Origin of the sequence: Eoetvoesiella caeni (assembly GCF_003315175.1) — a bacterium.
GTDB classification, from domain to species: domain Bacteria; phylum Pseudomonadota; class Gammaproteobacteria; order Burkholderiales; family Burkholderiaceae_B; genus Eoetvoesia; species Eoetvoesia caeni.
This window is the reverse complement of record NZ_QNRQ01000004.1, coordinates 171,175-184,783: the sequence shown is the minus strand read 5'-3', so window position 1 is coordinate 184,783 and position 13,609 is coordinate 171,175. Positions and strand designations below refer to the sequence as shown.

11 protein-coding genes are annotated in these 13,609 nt (G+C 61.2%); 6 read left to right on the top strand and 5 right to left on the bottom strand.

Annotation, left to right across the window (positions count from 1 at the left end; translation table 11 throughout):
* Positions 1 to 15 precede the first annotated feature (15 nt).
* Together mrdA and rodA are read left to right on the top strand one after the other, a co-directional pair.
* Positions 16 to 2,046 (top strand): penicillin-binding protein 2, encoded by a 2,031-nt coding sequence (gene mrdA, locus DFR37_RS09700; RefSeq protein WP_113933046.1) that lies wholly within the window; start codon positions 16 to 18, stop codon positions 2,044 to 2,046.
* On the top strand, positions 2,043 to 3,179 hold the full coding sequence (rodA, locus tag DFR37_RS09695; protein ID WP_113933045.1) for a rod shape-determining protein RodA: 1,137 nt from the start codon (positions 2,043 to 2,045) through the stop codon (positions 3,177 to 3,179). The genes mrdA and rodA overlap by 4 nt, the downstream gene beginning before the upstream one ends.
* Positions 3,180 to 3,266: 87 nt before the next feature.
* Here rodA and mutY read toward each other — a convergent pair whose 3' ends face one another.
* The 3 genes from mutY to DFR37_RS09680 are packed head-to-tail and all read right to left on the bottom strand — an operon-like array spanning position 3,267 to position 5,916.
* Positions 3,267 to 4,340 (bottom strand): A/G-specific adenine glycosylase, encoded by a 1,074-nt coding sequence (gene mutY, locus DFR37_RS09690; protein WP_113933044.1) that lies wholly within the window; start codon positions 4,338 to 4,340, stop codon positions 3,267 to 3,269.
* The gene (locus tag DFR37_RS09685; RefSeq protein WP_113933043.1) at positions 4,340 to 5,248 is read right to left on the bottom strand and encodes a cell division protein FtsX; all 909 of its coding nucleotides are present in this window, start codon (positions 5,246 to 5,248) and stop codon (positions 4,340 to 4,342) included. Before DFR37_RS09685 ends, mutY begins: the two co-directional genes overlap by 1 nt.
* Entirely contained in the window at positions 5,245 to 5,916 is a 672-nt protein-coding gene (locus DFR37_RS09680) for a cell division ATP-binding protein FtsE (RefSeq protein WP_113933042.1), read from the bottom strand. The genes DFR37_RS09685 and DFR37_RS09680 overlap by 4 nt, the downstream gene beginning before the upstream one ends.
* A 157-nt stretch (positions 5,917 to 6,073) precedes the next feature.
* On the opposite strand from DFR37_RS09680, the gene DFR37_RS09675 reads away from it, so the two are divergent.
* From DFR37_RS09675 to DFR37_RS09660, 4 genes are all read left to right on the top strand, one after another.
* Positions 6,074 to 7,264, top strand: a complete 1,191-nt coding sequence (locus DFR37_RS09675) for an amino acid ABC transporter permease (protein WP_113933204.1) — start codon at positions 6,074 to 6,076, stop codon at positions 7,262 to 7,264.
* A 1-nt stretch (position 7,265) separates the two neighbouring features.
* Positions 7,266 to 8,381: an amino acid ABC transporter permease gene (locus tag DFR37_RS09670; protein ID WP_113933041.1), complete on the top strand. Its 1,116-nt coding sequence runs from the start codon at positions 7,266 to 7,268 to the stop codon at positions 8,379 to 8,381.
* A gap of 63 nt (positions 8,382 to 8,444) precedes the next feature.
* Complete coding sequence (locus DFR37_RS09665) at positions 8,445 to 9,164, top strand: amino acid ABC transporter ATP-binding protein (protein WP_379881343.1); 720 nt, start codon at positions 8,445 to 8,447, stop codon at positions 9,162 to 9,164.
* A 131-nt stretch (positions 9,165 to 9,295) separates the two neighbouring features.
* A complete protein-coding gene (locus DFR37_RS09660) occupies positions 9,296 to 9,973 on the top strand; it encodes a YiaD family glycine zipper/OmpA-like lipoprotein (RefSeq protein WP_113933040.1) in 678 nt (225 codons plus the stop codon).
* An 86-nt stretch (positions 9,974 to 10,059) separates the two neighbouring features.
* On the opposite strand, the gene thiC is transcribed toward DFR37_RS09660, so the two are convergent.
* On the bottom strand, positions 10,060 to 11,973 hold the full coding sequence (thiC, locus tag DFR37_RS09655; protein WP_113933039.1) for a phosphomethylpyrimidine synthase ThiC: 1,914 nt from the start codon (positions 11,971 to 11,973) through the stop codon (positions 10,060 to 10,062).
* Between the two features lie 303 nt (positions 11,974 to 12,276).
* A complete protein-coding gene (gene proB, locus DFR37_RS09650; protein ID WP_113933038.1) occupies positions 12,277 to 13,485 on the bottom strand; it encodes a glutamate 5-kinase in 1,209 nt (402 codons plus the stop codon).
* Positions 13,486 to 13,609 lie beyond the last annotated feature (124 nt).

Below are 13,609 nucleotides of genomic sequence, written 5' to 3'. Positions count from 1 at the left end.
GGCCGGGACCGCCCCATGTTCGAGTTCAAGAAGACCACTCTGCACCAGAAGCGGCAAGTCATGCTGCGAGTCATTGTGGCTGCCGCTTTCGCGCTGGTGTGCTTTGGCCTGCTGATAGGGCGGTTGTGGTATTTGCAGGTGGTGCGCTACGAAGGCCTGGCCGCGCGCGCCGACCAGAACCGCATTGCGGTCGTGCCCATTCCGCCGCGCCGCGGCGAGATCCTGGACCGCAACGGCGTGGTGCTGGCGAGAAATTATCGCGACTATACGCTTGAGGTCGTTCCGGCCAATGTCGAAAATATGGACCAGATGCTGGACGCCCTGGACAAGATCGTGTCCATCAGCCCATACAACCGCAAGCGGTTCCGCCAGAATTTAAGCCAGTCGGGACGCTATGCGCGCGTGCTGTTGCGCAATAACCTGGATGAAACGGAAGCCGCATGGTTTGCCGCCCATGCCTATAAATTTCCGGGGGTGGAGCTGCGGGCGCGCTGGGTGCGCGAATATCCCCAGGGCGCTTCCGCCGGGCATGTGCTGGGCTATGTGGGGCGCATATCCGAGGCGGACCAGAATGCGCTGGAAGAAGAAGGGCGCACAGGCAACTACCGGGGTACCAACAGCATAGGCAAGAAAGGCATAGAAAAGACCTGGGAAGAGGCCTTGCATGGCCGCACGGGGGTCGAGGAAGTAGAAGTGACCGCCACGGGCCGGCCTGTGCGCACATTGAATCGTACCGATCCCGTGCCTGGTTCGGACCTGACGCTGTCCATTGATATCGGCTTGCAGAAACTGGCTGAAGAGCAGTTTGTCGGCAAGCGCGGCGCACTGGTCGCCATCGAACCAAAAACCGGCGAGGTCCTGGCCATGGTGTCGGCGCCGTCTTTCGACCCCAATTTATTTGTGGACGGCATCGACGTGGACAGCTGGCGCGAACTGAACGAGTCGCCGGACCATCCGTTGATCAACCGGCCGATATCGGGCGCCTACCCCATAGGCTCCACCTACAAGCCTTTTGTCGGGCTGGCGGCGCTGGAACTGGGCAAGCGTACGGCCACCCAGCGTATTCCCGACCCGGGCTATTTCGAATTCGGCGGCCAGCGCTTCCGCAACGCGGGCGGCGCGGTATACGGTCCAACCGACATGCACAGGGCCATTGTGGTGTCGTCCGACACCTACTTTTTTTCCCTGGGCCCGGAGATCGGCGTCAATGCTTTGCATGACTTCAGCAAGCAGTTCGGTTTCGGCCAGATAACAGGCATAGACCTGGACGGCGAGAAACGCGGGGTTTTGCCTTCGACCGAATGGAAGCGCAAGGCCTATAAAAAACCCGAACAGCAGCGCTGGTATGCCGGCGAGTCGGTATCGGTCACGGTGGGCCAAGGCTACAACGCCTTTACCCTGTTGCAACTGGCCCAGGCGACCTCTGTGTTGTCGAACGAGGGCGTCTACATGAAGCCGCACCTGGTGGCTCAACTGCGCAATCCGCTGACCGGCGACTTGACTCCGACAGTGACCAAGCCTTCGTACACCATAAAGCTCAAGCCCGAGAACCTGAAGGTGATCCGGGACGCGATGGCCGACGTGATCCGCTCGGGCACGGCGCGGCGCGCTTTTGCCGGCGCGCCGTACCAGGCCGCGGGCAAAACAGGCACCGCCCAGGTCTACAGTTTGCGCGGCGCCAAATACCATGCCGGTTCTGTGGACGAGCGCCTGCGCGACCATGCCTTGTTCATGGCCTACGCACCGGTGGACAACCCCAAGATTGCGCTGGCCTTGATTGTCGAGAACGGCGGCTGGGGCGCTTCCGTGGCCGCGCCTATCGCCCGCAAGGTATTCGACTACTGGCTCTCGCCCGACCGGGCGGCGGCCAGAAAGATCAACACGGCCGCGCCTGCCGAAGCCGCACACGAGGAAGGCGTAGGCGAGTCTCCGGACGCGGTGGTCAAGCCCGAGGACCTGCCGGAAGAGCCCGACGAGGACAGCACGAAACCGGCCATCCCCAATCCGCGCAGCCGCCTTAATGCAACCAGCGGGGAAGAGCCATGAAGCGCCTGTTATTTTTGGTAGTCAAGGCTTTCCAGGCCTTCGACTGGCCTTTGCTTGTCATCCTGATGTTGATGGCCGTGCTGGGCATGACCGTCATGCATTCGGCCGTGGGCGATACCGATTGGCGCTTTGCCGATCAGCTGCGCAATTTCGGCCTGGCTTTTTTTGCCATGTGGGTCGTGGCCCTGATACCGCCTCCGAAGCTGATGCGTCTTGCGCCCCTGGTCTATGCGGTGGGGGTTGCGCTTTTGCTGGGCGTCGAATTTTTTGGCGAAACCAGCAAAGGCGCAACACGCTGGCTGAACCTGGGGATCGGGCGCATACAGCCTTCGGAGATGCTGAAGATCGGGGTGCCGCTGATGCTGGCCTGGTATTTTCACCGCCACCAGGGCAAGATCGGCTTTCTTGATTTCGTCGTAGCCGGCGTGCTGTTGTTGATTCCGTTCGCGCTGATAGTCAAGCAGCCGGACCTTGGTACCGCATTGCTGGTGTTCGGAGCCGGATTCTGCGTGATTTACTTTGGCGGGCTGTCGTTCAAGCTGCTGGCGCCGGCGGTCATTGCGCTGGTGCTGGCGGTAGGTACGCTGGTGTACTACGAAGACCAGATATGCATGCCCGACGTCGATTGGGTGGTGCTGCACGACTACCAGAAACACCGGGTTTGTACTTTGCTCAATCCCAGCTCGGACCCCCTTGGCAAAGGCTTCCATACCATCCAGTCCATGATAGCGATAGGGTCGGGCGGAGTCTACGGCAAGGGCTATATGCAAGGCACGCAGTCGCACCTGGACTTCATTCCCGAGCGCACGACTGATTTCATTTTTGCCGTCTATGCCGAAGAGTTCGGCCTGTACGGGGGAATCCTGATTCTCATTCTGTATGCCTTGCTCATCCTGCGGGGGCTGACCATTGCCGTACGGGCACATACGCAGTTCGGCCGTTTGCTGGCCGGCTCAATGGCCATGATGTTCTTCGTCTACGTGTTCGTGAACATCGGCATGGTGACCGGGATTCTGCCCGTCGTGGGCGTGCCGCTGCCATTCATGAGCTATGGCGGCACGGCCTTGCTGACCCTGGGCGTTGCCTGCGGCATGTTGATGAGCATCAGCCGCTATCGGCCCGGGCGGCGTTGAGCCGGCCTTTATATCGGATCTGCGCCTTTTCTTTTCCGGTGTAGCGGCCCGCAAGCTTTTCGCATCCGGCTTGACACGGACCTGCGGTCAGGCCAGGAAGAGGCCATCCAGAATTTTTTTCACCGGTGCGGGCAGGGCGGTGGCGGGCAGATCGTTCAGGCTAACCCATGCCTGGTTGGGGCGCGGCTCGGTGGTTTCGATTTGGTCCGAGACGATATGCCAGGGTTCGATATGCAGCTTGAAATGCGAAAACACATGCTGCAGCCCTGCCATTTTCCTTTCAGTCGCGACCTCTACGCCCATGTTGCCGCAGGCGATGCGCAGGGATTCGGCGTCGTCGAACTGAGGCAGGCTCCAAAGGCCGCCCCAGATGCCGGGCGAGGGCCGCTGCTCCAGCAAAATAGTGTTTTCTTTTTGAAGAATCAGCATGGCGCATTGGCGCTGTCCGCTTTGTTTTTTCTTCTTCGGCGTAGGCAGTTCCGCTTGCCGGGACTCCAGGCGTGCATAGCAGTGGGTTGCCAGCGGGCACGCGGCGCAATCGGGCCGCCCGCGCGCGCAGTGGCTGGAGCCCAGGTCCATCAGGCCTTGCGTGTAGGCCGTCATGTCCAGGTCGGGCGGGGCGGCGTCGACCACGGCCTGCGCCGTTTCCCAAAGGCATTTTTCAGTTGCGCGTACGGACGGATCGCCGAAAATGCCAAAGTAGCGCGTAAACACGCGCTTAACGTTGCCGTCCATGATGGGGCTGCGCTGGCCGTAGGCAAAGGCGGCAATGGCCGCCGCGGTAGAGCGGCCGATGCCAGGCAACTGCATGATTTCATCCGCGCTGGGCGGGAAGCTGCCGTTCCAGTTCTGGCAGATTTCCTGCGCGCAGCGGTGCAGATTGCGTGCGCGGGCGTAATAGCCCAGGCCCGCCCAATAGGGCATGACTTCGTCCTGGGTGGCCGCGGCCAAGTCCTGCACGGTGGGGAAGCGGGCCAGAAAGCGCTCGTAGTAGCCCATGACAGTGCCGACCTGGGTTTGCTGCAGCATGATTTCTGAAAGCCAGATGCGGTATGGGTCGCGGGTATGCTGCCAGGGCAGGCCGCGCCGGCCGGCGCGAAGCTGCCATTGGACGACGGTGGCCGCGAAAGCGGCTATGGCGGGTTGCGCGTTGCCAAGCATCAGAAGCGGGTATTGCGCGTTACCGACCAGCGTGCCGACAATGCGCCCAGGATGGCAACGACGACGACCGCAAGCGCCAGGCTCAATGCGTCCGGCAATTGCAGGGCCAGGCGTGTGCCGTAACTGCTGGCCAGCCGCGCCAGCGCGGCATTAAGCGGTGTAAGGGCCAATACCGCCAGTGCGATAGAGGCAAGGCCCGAAATCAGTCCGGTCAATGCGCCCAAATATAAAAACGGCAGGCGCACGAAGGATTCAGTGGCGCCCACCAGGCGGGCCACCGCGATTTCCTCGCGCTGGGTCAAGGCTTGCAAGCGCACTGTATTGAAGACCGTGGCCAGCACCACCAGCGCCACGCCCGCGGCCAGCAGCCCCAGGCCGATGCGCACGAAGCTCAGGATGGCTTCCAGCCGCTGGACCCAGGCGCTGTCATGCTGCACCAGGTCGACTTCGTCCCATTTTTTCCATTCTTGAACCAGCGTGGCAGCGTGCTGGGCAATGTTGGCGTGTTCTTTAAGCGTGATGACGATAGCATCGGGCAAGGGATTGCCCGGCAGCGCCGCCAGCGCATCCGCCCAATTGGGATCGCGCTTGAGGTCGCTGTAGGCCTGCGAGCGGGGCACGATGCGGACCGAGTCGATTTCAGTGGCGTATTCGTTCTTGACGCGTTCGGCTACTTGCTGGGTGCTGCCGGCGGCCGCATCGGGCTTGAGGAACAGCGTTACTTCCGGTGAAACCGCAACCTGCCTTGCCACGGGCTGCGCCGAAAGCAATATGGAAGCGGCCAAAATAGGGATGGCCAGCGTCAGTGCGATGACCAGCATATTGGACAAAGAGGAGAACGGTTGGCTTAACAGGCGGCGCAGGGCCACCAGGAAAGCATAACGATGGTGCCTTAGCCAGCGTCTCATGCGGGTACTCCTTTCACGTCGGCAAAGCGGCCTGCTTCGATAAGCAGGGTGCGCGACGCGTAGGAAGCCATAAGGCCGCGGTCGTGGGAAGCTATCAGGGTGGTTACGCCGACCCGGTTGAAGTCGCGGAATACTTCCATGATGCGGCGGGCGGTTTCGTCGTCCAGGTTGGCGGTGGGTTCGTCGACTATCAGGATGGCGGGCCGGTTGACGATGGCCCGCGCTATGGCCAGGCGCTGTTGTTCGCCGCCCGAGAGCTCAATGGGCTTCATGTCTTCTTTGCCGGACAGCCCCACTTTTTCAAGCGCTGCGCGCGAGCGGGTAATGGCCACGCTGTTTTCCAGGCCTATGACCGTAAGCGGCAGCATGACGTTTTGCATGGCGTTGCGGTCGTACAAAAGGTGGGTGTCCTGCAAAATGACGCCGACGGCCCTGCGCAGATAGGGGCGCGCGCGGGGCGGCATTTTGTCGATGCGGTGGCCATTGACGGAAATCGAGCCGCGGCTGGCAGGTTCCAGGCCGCCGATCAGCTTGAGCAAAGTGGATTTACCCGCGCCCGACGGGCCGGACACGAAGACGAATTCGCCGGGCTCTATGCGAAAGTTGATGTCGGCCAGAATATTCCTGCCGCGCCCGTAGGATTTGAATACGTGCTGAAATTCGATCATGTTGGCAAGCGTTAACAGGCCTAATAGAGATAAGCAGTGAGTATAACTGTCCGCTAGTATGATAACGTGCGCCAGAGCCGTTTTGAGCCGGCCCTTTCGCAGATTCGCACTCATGGCGAAACATATCGGGATTCATGACGCAGATGCATCGGCATTTATGACAACGAAAGCACCTTCATCCTCGCCGCGGCGCGCGGGCCAGCGCCTGTCCTGGCGCAACCCCAGTGTGCGCTCCGCGGTTTACCAGGGGTTGCTGCTGGCGCTGGTCGCAGCGGCGGCGTGGTACCTGCTGTCCAATACGCTGGCCAATCTGGCGCAGCGCAATATCTCGTCGGGTTTCGGTTTTCTGGGGCGCGAGGCCGGCTTTGCTATCGGCGAAACGCCCATCGCCTATACGCCGGCCGACACATACGGGCGCGCCATCCTGGTGGGCCTGCTCAATACCTTGCGCGTCTCCGTGGTTTGCATCGTGGTGGCAACGCTATTGGGCACTTTGCTGGGCATGGCCCGTCTTTCCCATAACTGGCTGATAGCACGCCTGGCCGGTGTCTATATTGAATTTGTGCGCAATGTCCCTTTGTTGCTGCAATTGTTTTTTTGGTATGCAATTATTACTGAGAGTACGCCGGGCCCGCGCCAGGCCCTTAACCCATTGCCGGGGGTATTTCTGTCCAATCGCGGCCTGAAGCTGCCCGGCTTGCAAGGCGATGCACTGGACTGGATAGCGGGTGGCTTGGCGCTGGCTGTTTTATTGTCGGTATTGCTTTGGCATGGGGCGCGCAAAATGCGTTTGCGCAGCGGCAAGCCGCTGCCGGTGCTACGCATTGCCGCAACGCTGCTGCTGGCTTTGCCCCTGGCCGGGTGGTGGTTCAGCGGCGCGGCGCTGGCGCTGGACATGCCGCATTTGCGCGGCTTCAACTTCCAGGGCGGCATAAGCCTTAGCCCTGAATTCGCCGCACTGACCATGGGCCTGGTCGTTTATACCTCGGCCTTCATCGCCGAAGTCGTGCGCTCGGGGGTGCAGTCGGTAAGCCGCGGGCAGTGGGAAGCGGCCCAGGCGCTGGGCCTGTCGAGGGGCCGTACATTGCGGCTGGTGATTCTGCCGCAGGCCTTGCGCGTTATCGTGCCGCCCATGACCAGCCAATTTCTCAATGTCACCAAGAACAGTTCTCTGGCTGTTGCCATCGGCTATCCGGATATTGTTTCGGTGGTCAACACCACACTGAACCAGACAGGCCAGGCGGTAGAAGGCATCATGATCATCATGGCGGCATACTTGGCTGTGAGCCTGGCGATCGCCTTGTTGATGAACTGGTATAACCGGCGCATTGCGCTGGTGGAGCGCTAAGATGGACCCGCACAGCGCTGCTGCGTTTTCGCAAGCCCCGTCCGCCCGCACCGGGCCGCTTGCCTGGTGCCAGTCCAGGCTGTTTTCTTCGCCTTTGAACAGCTTGCTGACCGTGCTGGCGGTATGGGCGCTGCTTATGGTGCTGCCGGCCCTGGCCGAGTGGCTGTTCATTGCGCCTGATTTCAGCGCGACGACGCCCGCCCAGTGCCAGGCCTCGGGCGGCGCCTGCCAGGCCTCGGGCGGCGCCTGCTGGGCCTTCATCGCGGCCAAGCATCGCCTTATTCTGTTCGGCATTTATCCCTACGACGAGCAATGGCGGCCTTTGCTGGCCACCGGCATACTCATTGCCGTTATTGCTTGCAGCGGCATACGGCGGTTCTGGCGGATAGAACTGCTGTGGTTCTGGATAGCGGCCCTGGCTTGCGTGGCCGTGCTGATGTGGGGCGGCATCTTCGGCCTTGAATATGTCGACAACAGCCTGTGGGGCGGCCTGCCGCTTACGCTGATTCTGGCGACTTTCGGCATTGCTTTCGCATTCCCCCTGGGGATTTTGCTGGCGCTGGGCCGGCGTTCGCACATGCCGGTCATCAAGGCGCTTTGCGTCGTATATATAGAGCTTATTCGCGGTGTGCCGCTGATCAGCCTGCTGTTCATGTCCTCGGTCATGCTGCCGCTGTTCCTGCCCGAAGGCATGTCCATCGACAAGCTGCTGCGCGCCCAGATTGCCATCATCATGTTTGCCGCGGCCTATATTGCTGAAACGGTGCGCGGCGGCTTGCAGGCCATCCCCAAAGGTCAGTACGAAGGCGCCGATTCTTTGGGCTTGAGCTACTGGCAGCAAACAAGAAAAGTCATTCTGCCCCAGGCTCTGGCGGTAGTGATGGCGCCATTGGCCAGCATTTTCATTTCCCTGTTCAAAGATACGTCTTTGGTGGTCGTGATCGGCATTTTCGACTTGACGCAAGCGGCCAAGGCGGCGGTGGCCGATGCGCAGTGGCATGGCTTCAGCGTTGAAGCCTATTTGTTTATCGCCTGTATATATTTTGTGTTTTGTTATGCAATATCCCGCTATAGCCTAAGGTTGGAGCGGCAGTTGCAGCAAGGCCGGGAGCGCTGAATGGGCATGTCCGCAAAACAATCCGATACGGTTCGCCAAGGAAGCGCGCAGCCTTTGATCCTGATGGAAGGCGTCAGCAAATGGTTCGGGCAGTTCCAGGTGCTGCGCGATATTGACCTGCAGGTGGACCAAGGAGAGCGCATTGTCATCTGCGGGCCGTCCGGCTCGGGCAAGTCCACGCTGATACGCTGCATCAACCGGCTCGAAGAGCACCAGCAGGGACGGGTGGTGGTCGATGGCATTGAGCTGACCAACGACCTCAAGCATATTGAGGCCATACGCCGCGACGTAGGCATGGTGTTTCAGCACTTCAATCTTTTTCCGCATCTTACCGTGCTTGAGAACCTGACCCTTGGGCCGGTGTGGGTGCTGGGCCAGTCCAAGGCCCGTGCGCAAGAAAACGCCATGCACTACCTGGAACGAGTCCAGATCGCCGAGCAGGCGCACAAGTATCCCGGGCAACTGTCCGGCGGGCAGCAACAGCGGGTCGCCATAGCGCGGTCTTTGTGCATGAACCCGAAAATCATGTTGTTCGACGAGCCGACTTCGGCCCTGGACCCCGAAATGGTCACCGAAGTGCTGGACGTCATGGTCGGCCTGGCCAAGGACAGCGGCATGACCATGCTGTGCGTAACCCATGAAATGGGCTTTGCGCGCCAGGTGGCCGACCGCGTTATTTTCATGGATCAGGGGCGGATCGTCGAGCAAAATACCCCTGACAAGTTCTTCGATGCGCCCCAGCATGAGCGCACCAGATTGTTCCTGAGCCGGATATTGCACTGAGGGGAAGGCCGTTCCGGCGGTTTGGGCGCCACGGCGTTCGAATCACAATGTAACAAATACACGGGCCGGCTCTTGCTAGGATAGTGCCACGCGGGCGGCAGCCCGCCAACAAGACACAAGGAGAATTAAAAATGAATCTGTCGACAATGCGTATGAGCAAGCTCGTGGCCTGCCTTAGCGTGGTAGCCATGGTTTCGGGTTGTGCCAGTATCCAGGACAGTATGGGGGGAATGAGCAAGGGCGGCGGCACCGCGGTTGGCGCGGGCGCTGGCGCGGCTCTGGGTGCGGGCCTGGGCGCCATTATCGGCGACAGCAGCTCGGCGGCGTTGATCGGTGCGGGTATCGGTGCAGTCGCGGGCGGTATCGCGGGCTACAACTGGTCCGGTGTCAAGAAAGACGTGCAGCAGTCGGGGGCTTCAAGCCTGGGTATCGACGTCATCGAAATGCCCGATGGCACCCTGAAAGTAAACATCCCCAGCAATGTCTCGTTCGATACGGGCAAGTATGCCCTCAAGCCGGCGCTGCTGCCTGTGCTGGACAGCGTCGCGCGCGCGTTGGCGCAGCATCCTGAATTGCGTGCCAAGGCCATCGGCTATACCGACAGCACGGGTTCTGCCGCCCTTAACCAAACCTTATCCGTCAATCGGGCCAACAGCGTTACCGGCTACCTGGCCCAGCATGGCGTGGCTTCGTCCCGCCTTACGAGCGAAGGCCGTGGCCCCAGCAATCCTATTGCCGACAATGGCACGGCGCAGGGCCGCGCCATGAACCGGCGCGTCGAGCTGTTCTTGTACGCCGTCAAGCAGTAGTCCCGCCTTGGGGCTGAACGCCCCGTCGGCATAAAAAAGCTCCGGTCCGACGACCGGAGCTTTTCCATTTCGGCTACGGCCGGGCCTCAAGTGCGATGGTAGAGCCTCGCGCCTTTCCCGACAAACTCCACCGCTTTTTCCCGCATGCCTTCTTGCAGCGCCTGATGGCCCTCCAGGCCTTGCCGGTGCGCATAGTCGCGCACGTCCTGGGTGATCTTCATGCTGCAAAAATGGGGGCCGCACATCGAGCAGAAATGGGCCACCTTCATGGAGTCCTTGGGCAAGGTTTCGTCGTGGAAGCTGCGGGCAGTGTCCGGGTCCAGTCCCAGGTTGAACTGGTCTTCCCAACGAAACTCGAAGCGGGCCTTGGACAGCACGTTGTCGCGGATGGCGGCCCCCGGATGGCCCTTGGCCAGATCGGCGGCGTGTGCGGCTATCTTGTAGGTGATGATGCCGTCCTTGACGTCTTTTTTGTTGGGCAGGCCAAGGTGTTCTTTTGGCGTCACATAGCACAGCATGGCAGTGCCGTACCAGCCTATCAGCGCCGCTCCGATGCCCGAGGTAATGTGATCGTAGCCGGGGGCGATGTCGGTGGTCAGCGGCCCCAGCGTGTAGAAGGGCGCTTCGTGGCATTGCTCCAGCTGCAGCTCCATGTTTTCGCGGATCAGATGCATGGGAACATGGCCCGGGCCTTCTATCATTACCTGTACGTCGTGCTTCCATGCCACCTGGGTCAGTTCGCCCAGGGTGCGAAGCTCGGCCAACTGGGCCTCGTCGTTGGCGTCGTAGCCCGATCCGGGGCGCAGGCCGTCGCCCAGCGAAAAACTGACATCGTAGGCCTTCATGATTTCGCAGATATCCTCGAAGCGCTCGTACAGGAAGCTTTCCTTGTGGTGGGCCAGGCACCACTTGGCCATGATGGATCCTCCGCGCGAAACAATGCCCGTCATGCGGTCGGCCGTCATGGGGATGAAGGGCAGGCGCACACCGGCGTGGATGGTGAAATAGTCCACGCCCTGTTCGGCCTGCTCTATGAGCGTGTCGCGAAAAATGTCCCAGGTCAGCTCCTCGGCCTTGCCGTCGACTTTTTCCAGGGCCTGGTAGATAGGCACGGTGCCGATGGGAACGGGCGAGTTGCGAACAATCCACTCGCGAGTTTCGTGGATATTCTTGCCGGTGGAAAGGTCCATGACGGTATCGCCGCCCCAGCGTATGGCCCACGTCATTTTTTCGACTTCTTCGCTGATGCTCGAGCCAAGCGCCGAGTTGCCGATATTGGCGTTGATCTTGACCAGGAAATTACGGCCTATGGCCATGGGCTCGATTTCCGGGTGGTTGATGTTGGCGGGGATGATGGCGCGGCCGCGGGCGATTTCGTCCCGTACGAATTCGGGCGTGATCTGCGCGGGTATGGAGGCGCCGAAGGACTGGCCAGGATGCTGGCGCAGCAGGCGCCGGGCGATTTTTTCGCCGTCCGGGCCGCTGCCGCGCAGCGCCACCAGATATTCGTCACGGCGCAGGTTTTCGCGGATGGCAACGAATTCCATCTCGGGCGTGACGATGCCGCGGCGCGCGTAATGCATCTGCGAGACGTTGGCGCCGCTCTTGGCGCGCAGCACCGGGCGTTGCAGTTCGAAGCGCAGTGCTTGCAGCGCGGGGTCGTCCCGGCGCTGCTGCCCATGCCGGCTGCTGGGGCCGGACAATTGCTCGGTGTCGCCGCGCTCTTGTATCCAGCCGGCGCGCAGGGCCGGCAAACCTTTGCGTATATCGATGGCGGCGCCGGGGTCGGTATAGGGGCCGCTGGTGTCGTAGACGGTAAGCGGCGGGTTGGATTCGCCGCCGAACAGGGTGGGTGTGTCGCTTTGGGTGATTTCCCGAAAAGGTACGCGCAAATCGGGGCGGGAACCCTGCTGATAGACTTTGCGTGAATTGGGCAAAGGCGCAACGGCCGCCGCGTCGACCAGGGCGGTCGCGGCAAGGAATTGGGAGGTGGTGGTCAAGGTGTGCTCCAAATAAATATATCAATGGAGCCGAATCGGGAATGCTCGGGGCAAGGACACCCCTTTGGCGAGCTGCTCCCAGCATCGGCATTATCCGTACTGGTACGAAGGGTTTTTCTCAACCCGCCGCATATTGCGGCGAGTACCCCTGCATAGGTTTTTCCGTGCCCGGATCAAGAGTGCATTGTGTCGGCGTAGCAGCCGCGCTAGTAATGTCTGCGCTTCGCTTTCGCGTTCACGCTTGATCTGAACGTGGAATCGATAAGTATACGTGTTTGGAAAAAGGCTGTCTGCCAGGCGCCATTATTTTGCGCTGACATCAAGCTGCGGTTCGCCGCCGCCGGCAGCCGTGGCCGCGTTGACCGAGGTCGGACGCCGGATGAACACCATATTGTCGCGGTGCATGAGTTCTTGGTCCGACATGCTGCCCAGGATTTGCGCGATCTGGCTGCTGGGCTGGCGCATGATGCGCCGGGTGTCGCTGGAAGAGTAATTGATCAGGCCGCGGCAGCACTCGATGCCCGCGTGGTTGACGCAAGCCACCACGTCTCCGCGTTCGAATTCGCCTTCCACGGCGATAACGCCGATGGCCAGCAGGCTTTTGTGGCCCTGCGTCAATGCGCGGATGGCGCCTTCGTCCAGCGTAACGCGGCCGCGCAAGCGCAAATGATTGGCCAGCCAGCGCTTGCGGGCGGACCGCACGGGCAGCAGCGCCCGCAGTTCGGTGCCGATGCGTTCGCCATTGGCCAGGCGCAGCAACACGTTGGGTTCGCGCCCGGAGGCGATTACGGTGTCGCCGCCGCTGTTGGCAGCACGGCGTGCCGCTAGTACTTTGGTCAGCATGCCGCCCGTGCCTATGCCGCTGCCGGCTCCGCCGGCCATGGCCTCTAGTGCCGGGTCGCCGGCCTGGGCCACCGAAATGAATTCGGCTGTGGGATTTTTGCGCGGGTCGGCACTGTATAGCCCGGCCTGGTCGGTAAGAATGATGAGGGCGTCGGCTTCTATCAGGTTGGTGACCAGCGCGCCCAGGGTGTCGTTGTCGCCCAGCCGTATTTCGTCGGTAACGACGGTGTCGTTTTCATTGACGATGGGCACAACGCCCAGCGAGAGCAGGGTATAGAGCGTGGTGCGCGCGTTAAGGTAGCGTTTGCGGTCGGCCAGGTCTTCGTGGGTAAGCAGGATTTGCGCCGTGCGTATGCCATGCCGCGCGAAAGCGACTTCATAGGCCTGGACCAGCCCCATTTGGCCCACTGCCGCGGCGGCCTGCAGTTCGTGCATGGTGTGGGGGCGTGCGGCCCATCCCAGGCGGGCCATGCCTTCGGCAATGGCGCCGCTGGAAACCAGCACGACTTGCCGGCCTTGCGCATGCAGCGCGGCAATCTGCTCGGCCCATTGCTCGACAGCGGCCAAGTCTATGCCCCGGCCTTCGTTGGTGACGAGCGAAGAGCCCACTTTTGCGACCAGGCGTTTGGCGTTGGCAATAACCGATTTTGCTGTGGTATCGGAAGACATCGTTGTAGTCTGCAAGAAATAGGGCGCGTTGGCCAGGGGTTTACCGGTGAGGGATGATTTTACCCGGGCGCGCGAGAGCAAGCTGAAATATCGGCGCCGTGGCGAAGAGGCCACGGCAAACAGG